21 protein-coding genes and 3 pseudogenes are annotated in these 18,772 nt (G+C 63.8%); 18 read left to right on the top strand and 6 right to left on the bottom strand.

Annotated elements, in window-relative coordinates:
• Nucleotides 1-82 precede the first annotated feature (82 nt).
• The gene (locus DFQ15_RS16300; RefSeq protein WP_233504565.1) at nt 83-469 is read right to left on the bottom strand and encodes a hypothetical protein; all 387 of its coding nucleotides are present in this window, start codon (nt 467-469) and stop codon (nt 83-85) included.
• 59 nt (nt 470-528) lie between these two features.
• A pseudogene (locus DFQ15_RS17985) lies at nt 529-741 on the bottom strand (single-stranded DNA-binding protein); the annotation flags it as partial.
• A gap of 242 nt (nt 742-983) precedes the next feature.
• Here DFQ15_RS17985 and DFQ15_RS16290 point away from each other — a divergent pair.
• From DFQ15_RS16290 to DFQ15_RS16210, 17 genes are all read left to right on the top strand, one after another.
• Nucleotides 984-1,346: a transcriptional regulator gene (locus DFQ15_RS16290; RefSeq protein WP_110466977.1), complete on the top strand. Its 363-nt coding sequence runs from the start codon at nt 984-986 to the stop codon at nt 1,344-1,346.
• 321 nt (nt 1,347-1,667) lie between these two features.
• On the top strand, nt 1,668-2,630 hold the full coding sequence (trbB, locus tag DFQ15_RS16285; RefSeq protein WP_110466979.1) for a P-type conjugative transfer ATPase TrbB: 963 nt from the start codon (nt 1,668-1,670) through the stop codon (nt 2,628-2,630).
• Between the two features lie 16 nt (nt 2,631-2,646).
• Nucleotides 2,647-3,078 (top strand): IncP-type conjugal transfer pilin TrbC, encoded by a 432-nt coding sequence (trbC, locus tag DFQ15_RS16280; protein WP_110466976.1) that lies wholly within the window; start codon nt 2,647-2,649, stop codon nt 3,076-3,078.
• A 3-nt stretch (nt 3,079-3,081) separates the two neighbouring features.
• Nucleotides 3,082-3,393, top strand: a complete 312-nt coding sequence (locus tag DFQ15_RS16275) for a conjugal transfer protein TrbD (protein WP_046833105.1) — start codon at nt 3,082-3,084, stop codon at nt 3,391-3,393.
• The gene (locus DFQ15_RS16270) at nt 3,390-5,948 is read left to right on the top strand and encodes a VirB4 family type IV secretion/conjugal transfer ATPase (RefSeq protein WP_110466975.1); all 2,559 of its coding nucleotides are present in this window, start codon (nt 3,390-3,392) and stop codon (nt 5,946-5,948) included. Before DFQ15_RS16275 ends, DFQ15_RS16270 begins: the two co-directional genes overlap by 4 nt.
• Nucleotides 5,945-6,727, top strand: a complete 783-nt coding sequence (locus tag DFQ15_RS16265) for a conjugal transfer protein TrbF (protein ID WP_110466974.1) — start codon at nt 5,945-5,947, stop codon at nt 6,725-6,727. The genes DFQ15_RS16270 and DFQ15_RS16265 overlap by 4 nt, the downstream gene beginning before the upstream one ends.
• 17 nt (nt 6,728-6,744) lie before the next feature.
• Nucleotides 6,745-7,644, top strand: a complete 900-nt coding sequence (gene trbG, locus DFQ15_RS16260; protein WP_110466973.1) for a P-type conjugative transfer protein TrbG — start codon at nt 6,745-6,747, stop codon at nt 7,642-7,644.
• A gap of 2 nt (nt 7,645-7,646) precedes the next feature.
• Nucleotides 7,647-8,138, top strand: a complete 492-nt coding sequence (locus tag DFQ15_RS16255; protein ID WP_110466972.1) for a conjugal transfer protein TrbH — start codon at nt 7,647-7,649, stop codon at nt 8,136-8,138.
• 4 nt (nt 8,139-8,142) lie between these two features.
• A complete protein-coding gene (locus DFQ15_RS16250) occupies nt 8,143-9,555 on the top strand; it encodes a TrbI/VirB10 family protein (RefSeq protein WP_110466971.1) in 1,413 nt (470 codons plus the stop codon).
• A 20-nt stretch (nt 9,556-9,575) separates the two neighbouring features.
• Entirely contained in the window at nt 9,576-10,340 is a 765-nt protein-coding gene (gene trbJ, locus DFQ15_RS16245) for a P-type conjugative transfer protein TrbJ (protein ID WP_110466970.1), read from the top strand.
• 11 nt (nt 10,341-10,351) lie between these two features.
• On the top strand, nt 10,352-10,582 hold the full coding sequence (gene trbK, locus DFQ15_RS16240) for an entry exclusion lipoprotein TrbK (protein WP_110466969.1): 231 nt from the start codon (nt 10,352-10,354) through the stop codon (nt 10,580-10,582).
• A gap of 10 nt (nt 10,583-10,592) precedes the next feature.
• Nucleotides 10,593-12,323, top strand: a complete 1,731-nt coding sequence (gene trbL / locus DFQ15_RS16235; RefSeq protein ID WP_110466968.1) for a P-type conjugative transfer protein TrbL — start codon at nt 10,593-10,595, stop codon at nt 12,321-12,323.
• Nucleotides 12,324-12,340: 17 nt separating this feature from the next.
• Nucleotides 12,341-12,925, top strand: coding sequence for a TrbM/KikA/MpfK family conjugal transfer protein (locus DFQ15_RS16230; protein WP_110466967.1), 585 nt, complete (start codon nt 12,341-12,343; stop codon nt 12,923-12,925).
• Between the two features lie 13 nt (nt 12,926-12,938).
• Nucleotides 12,939-13,580 (top strand): transglycosylase SLT domain-containing protein, encoded by a 642-nt coding sequence (locus DFQ15_RS16225; protein WP_110466966.1) that lies wholly within the window; start codon nt 12,939-12,941, stop codon nt 13,578-13,580.
• Complete coding sequence (locus DFQ15_RS16220; protein WP_259292679.1) at nt 13,561-14,292, top strand: TraX family protein; 732 nt, start codon at nt 13,561-13,563, stop codon at nt 14,290-14,292. Before DFQ15_RS16225 ends, DFQ15_RS16220 begins: the two co-directional genes overlap by 20 nt.
• A 15-nt stretch (nt 14,293-14,307) precedes the next feature.
• Nucleotides 14,308-14,739 (top strand): OmpA family protein, encoded by a 432-nt coding sequence (locus DFQ15_RS16215; RefSeq protein WP_110466965.1) that lies wholly within the window; start codon nt 14,308-14,310, stop codon nt 14,737-14,739.
• A gap of 155 nt (nt 14,740-14,894) precedes the next feature.
• On the top strand, nt 14,895-15,569 hold the full coding sequence (locus DFQ15_RS16210) for a DNA adenine methylase (RefSeq protein WP_110466964.1): 675 nt from the start codon (nt 14,895-14,897) through the stop codon (nt 15,567-15,569).
• A gap of 1 nt (nt 15,570) precedes the next feature.
• On the opposite strand, the gene DFQ15_RS16205 is transcribed toward DFQ15_RS16210, so the two are convergent.
• Together DFQ15_RS16205 and DFQ15_RS16200 are read right to left on the bottom strand one after the other, a co-directional pair.
• On the bottom strand, nt 15,571-16,212 hold the full coding sequence (locus tag DFQ15_RS16205) for a recombinase family protein (RefSeq protein WP_110466963.1): 642 nt from the start codon (nt 16,210-16,212) through the stop codon (nt 15,571-15,573).
• Complete coding sequence (locus DFQ15_RS16200; protein ID WP_146228774.1) at nt 16,202-16,387, bottom strand: hypothetical protein; 186 nt, start codon at nt 16,385-16,387, stop codon at nt 16,202-16,204. The genes DFQ15_RS16205 and DFQ15_RS16200 overlap by 11 nt, the downstream gene beginning before the upstream one ends.
• Nucleotides 16,388-16,972: 585 nt before the next feature.
• Between DFQ15_RS16200 and DFQ15_RS16195 the strand changes: the two genes are divergently transcribed.
• Nucleotides 16,973-17,932, top strand: a complete 960-nt coding sequence (locus DFQ15_RS16195; protein WP_110466961.1) for an AAA family ATPase — start codon at nt 16,973-16,975, stop codon at nt 17,930-17,932.
• Between the two features lie 325 nt (nt 17,933-18,257).
• Here DFQ15_RS16195 and DFQ15_RS16190 read toward each other — a convergent pair.
• Together DFQ15_RS16190 and DFQ15_RS16185 are read right to left on the bottom strand one after the other, a co-directional pair.
• Nucleotides 18,258-18,428 (bottom strand): annotated as a pseudogene (locus DFQ15_RS16190) (transposase domain-containing protein); the annotation flags it as partial.
• A gap of 13 nt (nt 18,429-18,441) precedes the next feature.
• Nucleotides 18,442-18,675: pseudogene (locus DFQ15_RS16185) on the bottom strand (integrase core domain-containing protein); the annotation flags it as partial.
• Nucleotides 18,676-18,772 lie beyond the last annotated feature (97 nt).

Genomic DNA, 18,772 nt, shown 5'->3' with positions numbered 1-18,772 from the left:
GTGCCGCGCTGATCTCTTTGTTCTTGTTTCGACTCATGCATCGCCAAACGCACATCGCGCCCTTGGCGATGACAGGGTTGTGTTAGCCGCTCTTAGTCGCCATCGCACTACTCCGTTTGTCCTGGGCCAGAGCGCTGATCTGCTCGGCCATCTTGTTCACAGCAGTGCGCGGTGCGGGCGGCAGGCCCATCGTGCGCGCCAGCTCGGCCGATTCCTGCGCCATGCGCTCGGATCGCTCGACGGCGGCGCTTGCCGGCGCCGGTGGCTTCGGCGGCACGGCCTCCTTGTGGTCGCCGACCGTGGCCGGCAGCTCGAAGAGGGCACCGGCGGGGCGGAATGTCCCGCCGGCGCTGACCGAGTCCCTGCGAGCGGCGGTAGTACGAGCCGCAAGGTCGGTGGCGTCGGCTGCGCTAAGCCCGCGCTCGATGAGCTTGCGCCTGTATTCCTGCTCGTTGAACTCTTTCTGCATCAAATCTCCCTCTTAGCATACTGCCTGGCCGTGGCCGTGGCCGTGGCCGGGCCCGGGCCTCACTGGCCGCCGCCTGGTGCTTTGGTGTCCAGGTATTCGATTTCCTCGGCGATGAAATCGAAACCGTACTCGGTTTTGCCGTCCTTCTCATACTTCGTCGGCTCTATGCGGCCCTGCACGAACACTTTGGAGCCTTTGCCCAGGTACTTGCCCGCGTTCTCGACAAGGCCGCCGAACGACTTGATGCGGAAGAAGTCCGTCTGCTCCTGCTTCGCACCGGATGCGTTGCGCTACACGCGATTGACGGCCAGGTCGAAAACGGCGCGGGCGCTGTTTTCGCTATGGCGAACGTCGGTATCGCGGGTAAGATTACCGATAAACTGGAACAGGTTGTGGCTCATTCGTCATGCTCCTTTAGCTAAGGGAATCGTCAGTTTAGCTAAACCAACGTCCGTGGTCAAGAACTTTAGCGGCTAAAATTTTCTGCCGCCCGCACCGAGAAGGCATACGGGCCTTGTACAACTACATTTTCTTCACGAACGTACTCCGGCTGCTCGATGAGAGGAACATGACGAAAAAGGAGCTATCGGACAGATCGGGAGTTTCGATCTCCTTCCTGTCCGATCTCACTACCGGCAAAGCCAACCCCTCCCTAAAGGTGATGGAGGACATTGCGCAGGCCCTTGAAACTCCCCTGCCGCTCCTGCTTGAATCGACCGACCTGGACAAAGAAGCCCTTGACGTCCTAGCCGGCGGCAAAGCACCCCAAAGCCTGCCGCCAGGCTTCGAGCGCGTGGCGGCCGTGCTGACCGAGCACCAGGCGTTCATCGTCAAGAAGTGGGGCGAAGCTGCAAGGAAGAAACTTAGAGGGAGTTGACGCCAGGATGTGAGAAGGGAAGGGGAGCGGCACGGAACTGAGCCACAAGAGCCAGCCAAGTTTTAGCCGCTAAAGACCGCCGGGGTGGCTCAACCCACGGACTCTCATAAACGCAAACGCAAACGCACTCGCCACGGGCTCGACGTGGAGGCGCACAGAGCATGCGCCTCTTCTGTCGCGTGATTCGACCCATGCAATCGTGAGGCAATCCCACGACCGAAAGCGCGCCCTGCGTACTTCGGTATTGCGGTCGAAAATGTTTCGTTATATCGTTTTAGCCTGTGTAGAATGCTGGAAACTTACCGGCATACAGGCATAAGAATGACCGATCCAAAAGCAGAACCCAATAGCATTAAAGAGCGCGCGAAAAAGAAGCTAGAACGCGATATGGGGCCTGAGCTGCTGGCCCACCTCAACGACCCGAAGACTGTTGAGATAATGCTCAACGCGGACGGCAAGCTCTGGCTCGAACGTTTGGGCGAGCCGATGACGTGCATCGGCACGCTGCGCGTCGCGCAGGCCCAAGCCATCATTGAAACCATCGCGGGCTACCACGGCAAAGAAGTCACGCGCTCCAAGCCGATCCTCGAAGGCGAGTTGCCACTTGATGGCAGTCGCTTCGCCGGACAGCTACCGCCGGTTGTGCCCGCGCCGACCTTCGCCATTCGTAAAAAGGCTGTCGCCATATTCACGCTCGATCAGTACGTCGAGCGAGGAATCATGAACGCGCCGCAGCGCGAGGCATTGATTGCAGCGGTGCGCGCGCACCGGAACATTTTGGTGATCGGCGGCACCGGCTCGGGCAAGACCACGCTGGTTAACGCAATCATTAATGAGATGGTGATTCAAGACCCGACCGAACGGGTTTTTATTATTGAGGACACCGGCGAAATCCAATGCGCCGCCACGAATTACGTCCAGTACCACACCAGCATCGACGTGAACATGACGGCGCTGCTGAAAACCACCCTCCGCATGCGCCCCGACCGAATTCTGGTCGGTGAGGTGCGCGGCCCCGAAGCCCTTGATTTGTTGATGGCCTGGAACACCGGGCATGAAGGAGGTGCTGCAACGCTGCACGCAAATAACGCAAGAGCTGGATTGGATCGGCTCGCCATGCTCATCAGCATGCACCCCGATTCCCCGAAACCCATTGAACCGCTTATCGGCGAGGCGGTTCACGTGGTTGTTCATATCGCCCGCGTCGAAGGCTCGCGGCGCATTCAGGAAATCTTGGAGGTTTCCGGGTTCGCCAACGGCCAATACATCACCAAAACCCTCTGACTAGGAGTCACGACCAATGCAAGCAACGCTCCCGGCGTTCCGCCTCAACCGCAACGGCCTGTTCTACATGGGCCTCTTCGTCCTCTTGGCGTTCTTCCTGCTGGCCCCCCAGCACGCATTCGCCTCCGAGGGCACCGGCGGCTCTCTGCCGTATGAGAGCTGGCTGACCAACCTCCGCAACTCCGTCACCGGCCCGGTGGCGTTCGCGCTGTCGATCATCGGCATCGTGGTCGCCGGCGGCATCCTGATCTTCGGCGGTGAACTCAACGGCTTCTTCCGCACGTTGATCTTCATCGTCCTGGTCATGGCCCTGCTGGTCGGCACGCAGAACATGATGAGCACGTTCTTCGGTCGTGGCGCAGAAATCGCCGCCCTGACCAATGGCGCGCTGCACCAGGTCAAGGTCGCGACCGTGAATGCGGCGGGTGTCGCCGGTCTCGCGGGGTAAGTCATGGCTCTGCGCGCGATCCCCATCCGTAGGGCCGGCAACCGAGAAAACCTGTTCATGGGCGGGGATCGTGAGCTGGTGATGTTCTCGGGTCTGCTGGCCGGCGCGCTGATTTTCAGCGCCCAAGAAGTGAGGGCAACGGTGTTCGGCATCGCCTTGTGGTTCGGCGCACTCTTCGCGCTGCGCCTCATGGCGAAGGCCGATCCGAAGCTCCGACACGTGTATCTGCGGCACCGCCGATACAAGCCGTACTACCCGGCTCGCAGCACGCCCTTCCGTGAAAACACGCCGAGTCAAGGGAAGCAATACAAATGATCGAAGCAATCGCAATTGCCATTGCTGTGCTCGGTGCGGTTCTGTTGCTCATCCTCTTTGCCCGCATCCGGGCCGTCGATGCCGAACTGAAGCTCAAGAAGCATCGCGCCAAGGATGCCGGCCTGGCCGATCTGCTCAATTACGCCGCCATGGTCGATGACGGCGTGATCGTGGGCAAGAACGGCTCCTTTATGGCCGCCTGGCTGTACAAGGGGGATGACAACGCCAGCAGCACCGAGGAACAGCGGGAAATGGTGTCGTTCCGCATCAACCAGGCCCTGGCGGGCCTGGGGAACGGCTGGATGGTGCATGTCGATGCTGTGCGTCGGCCTGCGCCGAACTACTCGGAGCGGGGCGTGTCATCGTTCCCGGACTCTGTTTCTCTCGCCATTGACGAAGAACGCCGACGCTTGTTCGAGGGCCTGGGCGCGATGTTTGAGGGCTACTTTGTCCTGACCGCCACGTGGTTCCCGCCAGTGCTGGCCCAGCGCAAGTTTGTCGAACTCATGTTCGATGACGATGCGGTGGCCCCCGACCATACGGCGCGCACCACGGGCCTGATTTCGCAGTTCAAGCGGGAGATCACGAGCCTGGATTCGCGCCTGTCCTCGGCGGTCAAGCTGACGCGCCTGCGCGGCCAAAAGGTCGTGTCGGAAGAGGGCAGGGAAGTCACGCACGATGACTTCCTGAGCTGGTTGCAGTTCTGCGTGACCGGCCTCCATCACCCGGTCATGCTGCCCAGCAATCCGATGTACCTGGATGCGGTCGTCGGCGGGCAAGAGCTGTGGGGTGGCGTAGTGCCCAAGATCGGGCGCAAGTTCATCCAGGTGGTCGCCATCGAAGGCTTTCCTTTGGAGTCAACGCCTGGGGTGCTCTCGGCCCTGGCCGAGCTGCCCAGCGAATACCGTTGGTCGAGCCGCTTCATCTTCATGGATCAGCACGAGTCCTTGAAGCACCTGGACAAGTTCCGCAAGAAGTGGAAGCAGAAGATTCGCGGCTTCTTCGACCAGGTGTTCAACACGAATACCGGCTCGATCAACCAGGACGCGGCCGCGATGGTCGGCGACGCCGAGGCGGCCATTGCCGAGGTCAACAGCGGCTTGGTGGCGGCCGGCTACTACACCAGCGTGGTCGTGCTGATGGACGAGGATCGGGAGCGCCTGGCAGTCTCCGCACTCCTGGTCGAGAAGGCCGTCAACCGCTTGGCCTTCGCGGCCCGCATCGAGACGATCAACACGCTCGATGCGTACCTGGGCAGCTTGCCCGGCCACGGCGTCGAGAACGTGCGCCGGCCGCTCATCAACACGATGAACCTGGCCGACTTGCTGCCGACCAGCACCATCTGGACGGGCAGCGCGACCGCACCTTGCCCCATGTATCCGCCACTCGCGCCAGCGCTCATGCACTGCGTTACGCACGGCGCTACGCCCTTCCGGTTGAATCTGCACGTGCGCGACCTGGGCCACACCTTCATGTTCGGCCCGACCGGCGCGGGCAAATCGACGCACCTGGGCATCATCGCCGCGCAGCTCCGTCGCTACGCGGGCATGTCGATCTACGCCTTCGACAAGGGCATGTCGATGTACCCGCTCGCGGCCGGCATTCGTGCCGCCACCAAAGGCAAGAGCGGCCTGCACTTCACGGTGGCCGCCGACGATGACCGCCTGGCCTTCTGCCCTCTCCAGTTCCTGGACTCGAAAGGGGATCGGGCCTGGGCGATGGAGTGGATCGACACCATCCTGGCGTTGAACGGCGTCAACACCACGCCGGCGCAGCGCAACGAGATCGGCAACGCGATCATGAGCATGCACGCCAGCGGCGCGCGCACGCTCTCCGAATTCTCGGTGACGATCCAGGACGAGGCGATCCGCGAGGCCATCAAGCAGTACACGGTGGACGGCGCGATGGGTCACTTGCTCGATGCCGAAGAGGACGGTCTGTCGTTGTCCGACTTCACGGTGTTCGAGATCGAAGAGCTGATGAACCTGGGCGAGAAGTTCGCGCTGCCGGTGCTGCTCTACCTGTTCCGCCGCATCGAGCGCGCACTGAAAGGCCAGCCCGCCGTCATCATCCTGGACGAAGCCTGGCTGATGCTGGGCCACCCGGCGTTCCGCGCCAAGATCAGGGAATGGCTCAAGGTGCTGCGCAAGGCCAACTGCTTGGTGCTGATGGCAACCCAAAGCCTCTCCGACGCGGCCAACTCGGGCATCTTGGACGTAATCGTGGAATCGACCGCGACCAAGATTTTCCTCCCCAACGTCTACGCCAGGGATGAGGACACATCGGCGCTCTATCGCCGCATGGGCCTCAACGCGCGTCAGATCGAAATCCTGGCGACAGCCATTCCGAAGCGTCAGTACTACTACGTTTCGGAGAACGGCCGCCGTCTCTATGACCTTGCCCTGGGGCCGATGGCCCTGGCTTTCGTCGGTGCTTCCGACAAGGAATCGGTCGCCACCATCAAGAGCCTCGAAGCCAAGTTCGACCACGCATGGGTGCATGAGTGGCTGGCTGGCCGTGGGCTGAACCTCAACGACTACCTGGAGGCCGCATGAGCATCGCCGACACCCTCAAGGGCTTGATCTTCAAGAAGCCCGCCAACCCCGAAGAGCCGCGCGACCCGCACCGCGCGAAGAAGCCGCTCGCCGGCGGCCGCCGCGCCGGCGAGGCCGAGAACCCCTACCTGGCCGCGCGCCGCACCTGGAACGATCACGTGGGCGGCGTCGTGTCCCAGCGTCAGACCTGGCAGGTGATCGGCATCCTGTCGCTGTTGATCGCGCTGGCCGGCGTGGGCGGCATGATCCACATCGGCAGCCAGTCGAAGTTCATCCCCTACGTGGTCGAAGTGGACAAGCTGGGCCAGACCGTGGCCGCCGGCCCGGTGCAGGCCGCAGGGAAGGCCGATCCGCGCGTCGTCCATGCTGCCGTCGCGGACTGGATGGGTTGCGCCCGCATGGTGTCGCCTGACGTGGCGATGCAGCGCAAGTGCGTGTTCAAGGCGTACTCGATGCTGGCCCCGAACGATCCGGCGACGCCAAAGATGAACGAATGGCTGAACGGCACGCCCGACTCCAGCCCGTTCAAGCGCGCCGAGAAGGAAATGGTCAGCGTGGAGATCAAGACGGTGATCCCGCAGACGGCCGACATCTGGCAAGTCGAATGGATGGAAACCACCCGCGACCGCCAAGGAACGCTGAAAGGCCCTCCTGTCACGTGGCGCGCGCTCGTGACTACCTACATCGCCGAGGTCACGCCGAACACCACCGATGAGCAACTGCGGAACAACCCGTTGAGCATCTACGTGCGTGATTACTCCTGGTCCCGCATCCAATGAATTCGAGGTCATCCACCATGAAAAAAACCCTCTCCGCTTTCATCGTGGGCGCTGCCGTGGCGGTGCCATCCCTGGCTCTGGCCGCCTCTGGCGACGACATTGCCGACAAGTATTTCAACAAGACCAACCCGACGCTGACCGCTCAAGAGAGTGCGGCGCTCGCCATCGCCAAGCGGTGGGAAACGGGGTCGGCGACCGGAATCCAGCCGGTGGCCGGCTCGGGCGGGGCCATCAAGTTCGTGTACGGCGCGCAGCAGCCGAGCATCGTTTGCGCGGTGCTCCAGGTGTGCGACGTGGCCTTGCAGGCCGGCGAACAGGTGAACTCGATCAACCTGGGCGACACGGCCCGGTGGACGGTGGAACCCGCCATCACCGGCAGCGGCGCGACCGAGGTTCAGCACCTCATCATCAAGCCGATGGACGTGGGCCTCGAAACCAGCCTGGTCGTGACCACGAACCGCCGCAGCTACCACTTCCGCCTGCGCTCGCATCGCACCGAGTACATGCCGCAAGTCTCGTTCACGTACCCCGAGGAAGCGCAAGCCAAGTGGGACGCTATCCAGCGCCGCGAGAAGCAGGAACGCACCGACAAGACGCTGCCGGCGACCGGCGAGTACCTGGGCGATCTCTCGTTCGACTATGAGCTGTCCGGGTCGGCGAACTGGAAGCCGGTGCGCGTCTACAACGATGGCCGCAAGACCATCATCGAAATGCCCGGCACGATGCAGCAGACCGAAGCGCCGACGCTCCTGGTCGTGCGCAAAGAGGGCGGCCTGTTCACCGACGACGAAACGGTGCTGGTGAATTACCGGGTGCAGGGCAATCGGTACATCGTGGACACGGTGTTTGACCGCGCGATCCTGATTGCCGGTGTTGGCAGCAGCCAAGACCGCGTGACCATCAGCCGGAGGAAGTGACCATGCGCAAGATCGTCTCTCTCGCACTCTTCGCCCTCGCCCTGGGCCTCGGCGGTTGCGCGACCACCTCAAGCCCCTACGGCAACTTCGTCCAGTCGGCCACGCTCGATCAGCAGAAGCTCGCTACCGACGCCGTGCAGCAGCTCGCCACGCTGTACGCGCCGGCACGCACGCGCCTGGAGCTGCAACAGCCGACGCCCGATCCGTTCGGCCAGGCTCTGGTCAAGTCGCTGCGCGACAAGGGCTATGCCGTCCTGGAGTTCGTCCCGGCCGGCGCATCCGCGCAGGCCCCGGCTTCTGCGGCATCGCAGCCGAGCGCAGCGGCCACCAAGGCCGCAGCGGACGGCCTGTCGCTGCGCTACGTGCTCGACCAGGCCGGAGACGCAACCCTGTACCGCCTGACCTTGATGGTCGGCAGCCAATCCATCACCCGCCCGTACCTGGCGCAGAACGGTGCCTTCGCACCGGCCGGGTACTGGGTGCGCAAGGAGTGACGCCATGACAGAAAAAGCCGATCAGATGGCACCCGACGCTTCGCCTGGCGAAGTGTCCAAGAAGGCGGGCGTCCGTCGCGTCAACAACATGCCCATGTATATCCTCGGCGGCGTCCTGCTGGCGTTCGTGCTGGTCATGGCCTTTGTCGCGGCGGATCGCGCGGCCAAGCAGAACGCGCCGGCGGACGGCCCGAAGGAGAAGGCCGGCAGCACGTCGATGTTCGCCAAGGAGATAGCGGGCGACAAGACCGGTGGCTTGATCGAGCCGGCAAGCCCGATCAAGGTGCCGGACATGCCGACCGGCCCGGCGTCGGCCCCGTTGGAGATCGCGCGGCCGTCCAATCCGGACGCGCCGCCCGCACCACCAGCGAACGGCGGCAACCCTGGCCAGCCGGTGAACGATGACGAGGCCCAGCGCATCAGCATGGCGAAGTTGCAGATGTTCGGCGAAGCCGTGAAGGCCAAGACCACCGTTCGCGTGGATGCCCCTCGAAGCGCCGGTTCCGCGCCGGGTGCCCCGAGCACTTACACCACCACGCCACAGTCGCGCGATGAAATGCTGAACCGCATCGCAGCGGTGCAGCAGCAAATCGACGCCCAGCGCAGCAACGATCCGACTGCCGCTTATCAAGCGCGCCTGGCGCAAATTCGCGGCATGGGTGCCGGCGCTGCCCTGGCCGCTGGCGGCATGGGCGCGGGCGGTGCGCCGCAGCTCTTGCAAACCTCGACCGGCGGCGGCGGGCGCAACAGCATGTCGCAGTTCGGCCAGGGCGGGCAGGGTGATCGCTGGAAGCTGGATTCGCAGCCCGACGCGCCGCGCTCTCCGTTCGAGCTGCGCGCCGGTTTCGTCGTGCCCGCCACGCTCATTTCGGGGATCAACTCCGACCTGCCCGGCCAGATCATGGCCCAGGTAGCGCAGGACGTTTTCGATACGCCGACCGGCAAGCACCTGTTGATCCCGCAGGGGTCGCGTCTCGTCGGCTCGTATTCGAGCGATGTGGCCTACGGCCAGGCGCGTGTGCTGGTCGCATGGCAACGCATCGTGTTCCCCGATGGCAAGGCGATGGACATTGGCGCGATGCCTGGCGGGGACAGCGCGGGCTACGCCGGCTTCAAGGATCAGGTGAACAACCACTATGTGCGCCTGTTCGGTTCGGCCTTCCTCATGTCCGGTGTGACAGCAGGCATCACTTACAGCCAGCGGCAGAACCAGGCCACCAATGCCTATGGCCCGCCGACCGCCAGCAGCGCCCTAAGCGAAGCCCTCGGCCAGCAGCTCGGCCAGGTCACGGCGCAGCTCATCGCCAAGAACCTGAGCATTTCGCCGACGCTGGAAATCCGGCCTGGCTATCGCTTCAACGTCATCGTCACCAAGGACATGACGTTTTCCAAGCCGTACCGTTCGTTTGACTACTAACGCCAAAGGAGAAAAGCACCATGAAGCAGAAGTTTTTAGCCGCTAAATTGGCCCTCGTCGTTGCTGTTTCGAGCACGCTGATGGTCACGCCTGTGGAGGCCGGTATCCCGGTCATCGACGCTGGAAATCTGACGCAGAACGTCATGACGGCCATCGAGTCGGTGGCACAGACGCTCAAGCAAATCGAGCAGTACCAAACCCAGCTCCAGCAGTACCAAAACATGCTCCAGAACACGATGGCTCCGGCCGCGTATATCTGGGATCAGGCGCAATCGACCATCAACGGTCTGATGAATGCGACCAACACGCTGAGTTACTACAAGAACCAGCTCGGCAGCCTGGACAGCTACATCAACAAGTTCCAGGACGTGAACTACTACAGGTCGTCGCCGTGCTTCACCTCGGCCGGCTGCTCGGATGCCGAGCGCGCTGCGCTGGGCAACGTCGCAACGCTCGCCAGCCAGTCGCAGAAGAAGGCTAACGATGCGCTGTTCAAGGGACTCGACCAGCAGCAAACCAACCTGACCGCCGATGCGGCGACGTTGCAGCGTCTCCAGTCCTCGGCACAAGGTGCGACCGGGCAAATGCAGGCCATCGGCTACGCCAACCAGCTCGCCAGCCAGCAGGCCAATCAGCTCTTGCAGATTCGCGGACTGCTGATCGCACAGCAGAACGCGATGGCGACCAAGATGCAGGCGGACGCCAACAAGGAAGCGCAGACCCAGGCCGCCGATGAACAGTTCCGGCGCGGCACCACGCGGGCCAGCACCGGCCGGACTTGGTGAGGGGGTAGCGCATGAAGACGAACAAGGCCCTGGCCTTGGCCCTGGCCGCCCTCGTGGCGGCCTTGGTCGCAGGCTGCGACAACAAGCCCAAACCGGCGGCTACCGTCGCCATGCCGGAAGTGAACGACAAGAACTGCAAGCCCGGCAACGTGGCGAAGGTGGACGCAAGCGTACGGCAGCAGTTCGCGGACGCCTGCGCGCGGCGCGGTTCCTTCAAGCCCAGCACCGGCCGGACTTGGTGAGGGGGATGCGATGCGAACGCCAGCCACGCTAAAAACAATCGCCGTGCCGGTCGCGCTGTGGCTGGCCTTCTTCGCCATCGACGCGCATGCCCAGGTGGACAGCTCGGACGTGCTCGATAGCGTCCTGGCACGCTACCAGGCGGCCGCGAGCGGCTGGGCCACTGCCATCACCACGGCGGCGACCTGGCTGTTCTGGTGTCTGGCGACGATCTCGCTCGTCTGGACGGGCGGAATGATGGCCCTGCGCAAATCGGACATAGGCGAGTTCTTCGCCGAGTTTTTCCGCTTCATCATGTTTACCGGCTTCTTCTGGTGGCTGCTTGTCAACGGCCCCAACTTCGCGTCCTCGATCTACACGTCGCTGCGACAGCTCGGGGGCAACGCGACTGGATTGGGCAGCGCCCTTTCCCCTTCTGGCGTTGTCGATGTGGGCTTCGCGATCTTCAACAAGGTGATCGACCAATCGTCGGTTTGGTCGCCTGTGAACAGCGCCGTGGGCATCATCATCGCGGCGGTCATTCTGGTGATCCTGGCACTCGTCGGCGTGAACATGCTGCTGATGCTGGTGTCGGGCTGGATATTGGCTTACGGCGGCGTGTTCTTCCTGGGGTTCGGCGGCTCGCGCTGGACTTCGGACATGGCCATCGGCTACTTCAAGACCGTGTTGAACGTGGCGATGCAGCTCTTTGCGATGGTGCTCATCGTGGGCATCGGCAAGACCTTCCTGGACGACTACTACCACCGCATGAGCGCGGGCATCACGATCAAGGAAATGGGCGTGATGCTCATCGTCTCGATTGTTTTGCTGTACCTGGTCAACAAGGTGCCGTCGATGCTCGGGGGCATCGCAACGGGTGCAGGCGTCGGTGCGGTCGGACAGTTCGGCGCGGGCGCAGCACTCGGCGCCGCAGGCATGGCCGCAGCGGCGGCCGCCACCGGCGGCGCGGCCCTAGCCGCCGGCGTGGCTTCGACCGCCGGTGGTGCGTCGGCCGTCATGGCGGCCTTCTCGAAGGCCAATGAAAACGTCTCCGCAGGCACGGACGTCATGTCGGCCTTCTCGGGCAGTGGCTCGGGCAGCGGCAGCTCGGGCGGTGGTGCGGGCGGGGGCGACGCCGGCACTGGCGGCACGCCCTTCGCACAGGCAGCAGGCTTTAGCGGCAGCTCCGGCGGCGGATCGTCTTCGGGCGGCGGCAGCACCTCGACCGGCAGCAGCTCGGGCAGCTCGAAGGGCGGCGACAAAAACAGCGCCGGCGGCCAGGGCAGCGGCTCGACAGCCAGCACCGGCAACGGTGCCGACAGGGCTGCCAAGAACGAACCCAAGCCCGCCGCCGGCGGTCAGGGCCAAGGCCAGGGACAGCAGGGCGGTCAGCAGGCCGTGCCGGGCAGTACCGGCCCCGGTCTGCTCGCGTCGGCCGCGTCGGCCCTCGGCACGGCTGGCCGCATCGCGGCCGACGCCGGCGCGAACTTGGCGAAGGGAACCGCCGATGTTGCCAAGGCCAAGGCCGCGAGCCTGCGCGATGCCGCCGCCGAGCGGATCGCCGACACCACCGGCGGAAAGATCGCCGCCGCGATCAGGGCGCAGGGCAGCGGCACGGCCGAGAACATCGACGTGCCCGACCAGCAGCCCGCGCCGACTTTCAGCGGCAACAGCCTGGCATCCGGCCCCGCCGATGCCGATCCCGAGTCCGAAGTAGCCGCGTTCGCCAACCGCGAACCAGGCCGCGACGACACAACTGCGTAACCAAGGAGAGTCCAACCATGAAGAAGAAACAGTTTGCCCTGGCCGCCCTCGTGGTGGCCCTCGGATCGACCGCCGGCACCGCCAGCGCGCAAGACGTGCTGACAGGCGACACGCGCCTGGCCTGCGAGGCGATCCTGTGCCTGTCGTCGGGCACTCGTCCGAGCGAATGCACGCCGTCGCTGTCGCGGTACTTCAACATCACGAAGCGCAAGCTCTCGGACACGATCCGCGCACGCGCGAACTTCCTCCAGCTCTGCCCGGTCGCCAACCAAACGCCGCACATGCAGTCGCTCGTGTCGGCGATCTCGCAAGGAGCCGGCCGCTGCGACGCGCAGTCGCTGAACTCCACCATGCGGGTTTGGACGGGTGGCGATGACGGCCGTACATACATCAGCAACCAGATGCCCGACTTCTGCGCGGCCTACACCGGCCACGCCTACACCGACTTCACCAACAGCGGCACGCTGCCGCGCTATGTCGGGACGACAGAACGGGGCGGGTATTGGGTCGAAGCGCGCGACTATGACCGCGCCCTGGCCGAGTACAACGAACGCATCCGGCGCGAGGACGAAGAGCGCCGCCGTCAGTCCTGGCTGAACTGAGGGAGGGGAGGGCATGCCGTTCTTCGCCGATCTGCCGCCGCAGCTCCAGGAGCGCGTCGTCTGCTCGATCTCGGCCGCCGTCAAGTACGAGGTGCCGGCCAACATCGTGTTGGCCGTCGCCGAGAAGGAGGGCGGCAAGCCGGGCCAGTGGGTGCGCAACTCGAATGGCACGCATGACGTTGGCCCGATGCAGTTCAACACCGCGTACCTGGGCGACCTGGCCCGGTACGGCATCACGGCGAACGATGTAGCGGCCGCTGGCTGCTACTCGTTCGACCTGGCCGCCTGGCGGCTGCGGATGCACATCCGCAAAGACAAGGGCGACCTGTGGACGAAGGCGGCGAACTACCACTCGCGCACGCCGGAGTTCAACGGGGCGTACCGCGCCGACCTGATGCGCAGGGCATCGAAGTGGGCCGACTGGCTCGAAGCCCGGTTCGTCACGCTCGACGTGACGAAGGCCGGGGCCACGCCGTCGATGCCCAGCCAGGCCCCCACGGTGGCCCAGCAGGTCACGCCGGCAGCCAGGACGGCACCAACACTCCAGCCGGTCGCCGCAGCGGCTCGCAGCGTGGCCGTGGCCGGCTATGTGCCCCGCACGGTGTCGTTCCGACTGAGCGACCAGGAGGACAAAGTTGCAGACGCTGCGCGCTGATGCCGTGCCGGCGCTGCCACGCCTGACCGTCGCCGATGGCACGGTCGAAGGCTTGAAGTGGCTCGCGCTGGCTCTCATGACCGGCGATCACGTCAACAAGTACCTGTTCAACGCCACGCTGCCGGTGCTGTTCGAGGCCGGCCGCGTGGCGCTCCCCCTTTTCGTGTTCGTCCTGGCCTACAACCTGGCCCGGCCGGGCACGCTCGAACGCGGCGGGTACGGCCGCACCATGTCACGCCTGGCGGTGTTCGGCGCGCTGGCCTCGGTGCCCTTCGTAGCCCTGGGCGGCCTTTATGCCGGGTGGTGGCCGCTCAACGTGTTGTTCACGCTATTGGTTGTCACGTCCACGGCCTACCTGGTCGAACGTGGCGGCAAGCTGCACCTGGCGGCCGCCGGCGTCGCGTTCCTGGTCGGCGGCAGTTCGGTCGAATACTGGTGGCCGGCCGTGGCCTTCGGCCTGGCCGTGTGGTCGTACACGCGCCGGCCGGGCTGGGCCGCCGCGGCGGTCGCGGTGCTGGCCTGCGCGGCCCTGTGGTTCATCAATCGCAACCTGTGGGCCTTGGCGGCCCTGCCGGTGCTCTTCCTGGCCTCGCGGATGGACGTGCGCCTGCCGCGCCTGCGCTGGGCCTTCTACGCCTATTACCCGCTGCACCTGGCCGCGCTCTGGTCGATCCGCATCCCCATGAGCAAGGCCGGCTACCTGTTCTTCTGATTGGAGTCCTGCCTCATGCGAAAACCCGTTCTTCTGGCCCTCTCCCTGGCGTTCCTGGTCAGCGCGCAAAGCGCCCTGGCCGCCGGCGACGCCGGCGACTTCGGGACGCCCATCAAGTCGGGCGTCTCGGTGTCGTTCCCCGACAGCAGCGCGACGTTCCAGCCCACACCCGAGGCCCTGGAGCTGCTGGCCGACGCCAGGAACGCGGCGATCATCTACATCAGCGGCCGCACCAGCACGCTACGGCCCAGCGCGGCCGACGAGGCCCTTGCGCTGCGTCGCGCGCTCTCGGCCAGGTCGTACCTGGTAGCGCGCGGCGTGTCGCCGCTCAAGATCATGGTGAACTTCGCATCGGCCGCCGACTTCGTGGCCGACAACTCGACGGCCGAGGGCCGGCGCGAGAACCAACGCGTGGACATTGAGGTGGTCTACATCCCCAACTATTGAGCGATCCGGCATCGCCATTCCTGGCGGTGCTGCAGGTCGCTCCAGCAGCGTCGCATCGTCGGCTCTGACGCTGCAGGTCCGGCCAGCCTTCCCTTGACAGCATCGCCATTTCTGACGATGCTGGCCAAGTCCCGATTTACTCCAGGAAGAAGGCCATGAGATACCCCGGCGGCAAGGGCGGTGCCGGCGTCTACCAGACGATCATCAACAACATCCCGCCTCACGACACGTACATCGAAACGCACCTGGGCGGCGGCAACATCCTGGAGCGCAAGCGGCCCGCTGCCCGCAGCGTCGGCATCGACGTTGATCCCGAGGTGATCGAGGTCTGGCAGCAGCTCGACATGCCCGGCCTGGCGCTGCACCACGGCGACGCCGTGGCCTGGCTGGAGTCCCAACCGTTCACCGGCCCCGAGTTCGTCTACGTCGATCCGCCCTACGTGATGGACAGTCGGCGCGGCGGCAAGCTCTACCGCCACGAATACGACGACGCCGACCACGTGCGGCTGCTCGACGTGCTGGCCGGCCTGCCGTGCGCGGTGATGGTGTCGGGCTACAGCTCAACGATCTATGACAGCTCTCCCTTGGCGTCATGGAGAACCATCGACTTCGACGAGATGACGCGCGGCGGCATCGCTATCGAACGGCTCTGGATGAACTACCCCGAGCCGGCCGAGCTGCACGATATGCGCTACCTCGGCAGCAACTTCCGCGAGCGCGAGCGCATCAAGCGGAAGAAAGCCCGCTGGCAAGCGAAGCTCGCCAAGCTCGATCCGCTGGAGCGGGCGGCGATCATGGAATGCCTGCGCGCGCTGGAGGCGGCCGAGTAGGTCACGCCTGCGCCTGGTTGTGCAGCGCCCATACGCGCTTGACCTGGCTTTCACTGCACCCGGCCAGCCTGGCCGTCTCTGGAATGCTGTGGCCTGCGGTGCGCAGCGCCACGATGCGTTCATGCACCTTGGTGTTGGCCTTGCGGCCGGTGTAGCGGCCGGCGTCCTTCGCCAGCTCGACGCCCTGCCGCTGCCGCTCGCGGCGATCCTCGTAGTCGTCGCGGGCCATCTGCAACGCCAGCTTCAAAAGCATGTCCTGGATCGACTCCAGCACCACCTTTGCCACGCCCTTCGCCTCGGCGGCCAGGTCGGACAGATCGACCACGCCAGGGACAGCCAGGCGCGCGCCCTGGGCGCGGATCGATGCCACGAGGCGTTCGGCCTCGGGCAGCGGCAACCGACTGATGCGGTCGATCTTCTCGGCTACAACGACTTCACCGGGTTGCAGGTCGCCAATCATGCGCAGCAGCTCGGCGCGATCGGCGCGAGCGCCTGAAGCCTTCTCGCGGTAGATGCCGGCGACGTAGAAGCCGGCGGCCCTGGTGCTCTCTACGACAGCGGCCTGTCTGGTTAAGTCCTGCTCGTCTGTACTGACACGCAGGTAGATGCGTGCGACTTTGAGATGGTTGGAATCATTCTTCATTCAGCCAACGCGCCATGCGAAGAAGCCGGCGCTGTTCCTCCGTCAAGTTCTGAGGCGGCTTCGCTGCCAGGTCATTTAGCTCGCCACGCTTCTCGCAGCGAACCGTGCGAACGATCCAAACTGACAGTTCGGTGCTCTCCGCCTCGGTCATCCCAGCCAGGTCGTGATCGAACATCCACATCAAACGCTCATCGGCCGATAGACCAGGTGGTGGTGTTTCGCTGCGACTCGTTTGGCTTGGGGGGTTCGGTCATTTTGGGTATACCCAAAATGACTGTCCATGATAGTACCGGCCAAGAAGTCAGAGTACCGATTCAAATCGTCCGCCCTTCAATTGGCTACCCTATTGAACCCCTCTTGCCCTTGCAGCTATCCAAGTCACGACAAAGCGCCTAAAATGTTAGACAACAACAAAGGACTATGCTATGGCTTTCGATATGGCTAGGTTTGTGACAAGCGGCCAAGCGGCGGAAATCGCAAACGTCGGCGTAGCGCGTGCCGTGGCTAGGGCCAAGGCACTCGGTCTGCCGGTGTATGGTCCGGTTGCGAACGACAACGCGCCCCCTTCTCCACGCCACGTAGGCGGTTTGAGCGTGAGCGAACGTGGCATCGTAAGCCAAGTCGTGCATCGACACCTTGAAGTCGAAACGCCTAAAGCTGGTGCTAAGCTCCGCGGCACCGGGGTCGTTGAGAAACGTGTCGCCTCGGTCCACCCTGACGTTCTCAAGGCCGTCAACAAAAAGGGATACAACCGCACAGCATGAATCCTAGCGATCCTGTTCCTGGGTCGCACGACGCAGACGTCTTACCACCTCGGGTGGTCATGTTCGCCGGGCCGAACGGCAGCGGTAAATCCACCATCAACGCTGAACTTCTCGCTGCGCCTGCATTTGGGTTTCGTGGCGAGTACATCAACGCCGACGACATAGCGAAGGGTCTCAAGTCCTCGATGCCGGACGCGACCGACCTTGAGCGCAACATCGAGGCGGCGAACCAGGCTGAAAAGCAGCGTCTCGACGCTCTGCAAGCAGGTCGGTCTTTCGCTTTTGAGACGGTAATGAGCACGCCTGAAAAGGTGGCGATCCTCACGCAAGCGAAGGCGGCTGGCTTCGAGGTGACCGTGGTTTTCGTCACGACAAGCAGCGCCGAAATCAACGTCGGCCGGGTCGATAACCGCGTCAAGGAAGGCGGCCACGCGGTTGACCCCAATACGGTGCGCAAACGGTACGACAGTGCGATGAAGCTCCTGGCATGCGCGCTTGACCATGCCGACACTGCACTGATCTACGACAACTCTGCGGACAAGGCGGTGCCGGTCGCGTTCAAGCAGAACGATGGTCAGTTGAAGCGATTCACGCCAGAACCGCCAGCGTGGTACATCACTCATGCCGAGAAGCCTTTGCAGGCCCGCCAGCAGTCGCGTGAAGCCTTGCAGCAGGTAGTCAAAACAAAAGCCACCAATGCACAAGCCACTGCGACGGATGCCGATGCGAGCCATGCGAAGAGCTACAAAGGCCCGATCTTGGAGTTGACCCAGCATCATGCTTTGCAGCAGCTCCGTACCGGCGTGGATCGTTTCGTGATGCACGACCGGAGCTTGCTTGCGCCGCAGGACATGCCGAAAAATGACGTGCATACCTCTGTCACATATGCCTACGACAAAGGGAAGCTGGCCTTGCCGCCGCAGGTGCATAAGAAGAAACACACACCGAAGGTATGAGCAGGTGGCCGCCATCGCCAGATACGGCGATGGTCGACATTCGGCCGGTATCGGGAGACAGCGACGATGTTTACGTCATAAAGCAGCGGCGGGTCGGGCGGATGCGGCGGCCAGCCGAGCGGCTGGTTGCGTAGGTGGCTCTCATGCCTGGGCATCACCCAACCCTGCTGGTGCATCAACGAGAAGTAGAACTCCATCGCGGCGGAATAACTGTATTTTCATCCAGTGCGGCATAGCCGACTCAGCGATGCGCCCGCGCATCGTCGTAAGCGCTCAAACAACCACGGCCTTGCGAGCGGCGGAAGGCCGGTGTACGCAGTGCGGTCTACTTTGATCCGAGCGCGATGTTCCAGGGCAGCAGCGCCTCGTAGTCGTCTGCGGTCTGCGCCAATGGCAACTTCTTGAACAGCGCGACGAGGTAGCCATAGGGCTCGATGCCATTGGCCTTGGCCGTCTCGATCAGCGAGTACTGAACCGCCCCGGGATTCGCGGAGGCTGTTTGGTTCAAGTCATGCCACCAGCGCTGTGGCTTGACTGGCGAGTTGCCGGTGGTAGTTTGCCTCAGCCTCTGCAGGCGGGATGTACCCGATGGGTTCGAGCAGGCGTTGGTGGTTGAACCAAGACACCCATTCGAGGGTCGCGAACTCCACGGCTTCCTCGGTTTTCCACGGTCCCCGGCGATGGATTAGCTCGGCCTTGTAGAGGCCGTTGATGGTCTCGGCCAATGCGTTGTCGTAGCTGTCGCGTACGCGGTCAATTAATCACGCCCTTGAGTCACACCTCATGACCTGACAGCCTACGTTCCCACATACACAACGTGGGAACGTAGATGACAGATGA

The sequence above is a fragment of the Xylophilus ampelinus genome (assembly GCF_003217575.1).
Lineage (GTDB): Bacteria > Pseudomonadota > Gammaproteobacteria > Burkholderiales > Burkholderiaceae_C > Xylophilus > Xylophilus ampelinus.
The sequence above is the reverse complement of the archived record's forward strand: the minus strand, read 5'-3'. Positions and strand labels throughout refer to the sequence as shown.